Raw genomic sequence first — 779 nt, 5'->3', positions numbered from 1 at the left:
GTCCGTGCTGACCATCACCTCGAACGTGGTCTACGGCAAGCACACCGGCAACACCCCCGACGGCCGGCGCGCGGGCGCCCCGTTCGCCCCCGGCGCCAACCCGATGAACGGCCGTGACCGGCACGGGGTCGCCGCCTCGGCCCTCTCGGTGGCCAAGCTCCCGTACGAGGCGGCGCGGGACGGCATCTCCCTGACCACCACGATCACCCCGGAGGGCCTCGGGCACGTCCCCGCGGAACGCGCAGGTCACCTGGTCGGCATCCTCGACGCCTACATGTCCTCGGGCGGCTTCCACATGAACGTCAACGTGCTGGACCGGGCGACCCTGGAGGACGCCATGGAACACCCGGAGAGGTACCCCGAGCTGACGGTCCGGGTCTCCGGGTACGCCGTCAACTTCGTCCGCCTCACCCGCGAGCAGCAGCTCGACGTGATCAGCCGCACCTTCCACGGATCGCTGTGAACACCACGGTCGAACCGGTGACGGGCCGGATCCACTCCTGGGACCTGTCCACGGGGGTGGACGGTCCCGGGACCCGGTTCGTGCTGTTCCTCAGCGGCTGCCCCCTGCGCTGTCTCTACTGCGCCAACCCCGACACCTGGCACATGCGGGACGGCGAACCGGCCACCGTCGACGAGGTGATGGCCGAGATCGAGAAGTACCGGGGCTTCGTCACCACCGCCGGCGGGGGAGTGACCCTCACCGGCGGCGAGGCCCTCCTCCAGCCGGTCTTCACGGCCGCGCTCCTCCGCCGCTGCAAGGAACTCGGCCTGCACAC

At 70.7% G+C, this 779-nt stretch carries 2 protein-coding genes; both read left to right on the top strand.

The genetic code is table 11. The features are described from left to right. Positions 1-463: glycine radical domain-containing protein (locus LPA54_RS33665; RefSeq protein WP_306806579.1), on the top strand; the 463-nt coding region annotated here is incomplete at its 5' end. Continuing rightward, positions 460-779: 4Fe-4S cluster-binding domain-containing protein (locus tag LPA54_RS33660; RefSeq protein ID WP_228984505.1), on the top strand; the 320-nt coding region annotated here is incomplete at its 3' end. The genes LPA54_RS33665 and LPA54_RS33660, both read left to right, overlap by 4 nt.

The sequence above is a fragment of the Streptomyces sp. DH12 genome (genome assembly GCF_020873895.1).
Lineage (GTDB): Bacteria > Actinomycetota > Actinomycetes > Streptomycetales > Streptomycetaceae > Streptomyces.
Note: the sequence above shows the minus strand (reverse complement) of the source record. Positions and strands in the feature narration are given on the sequence as shown.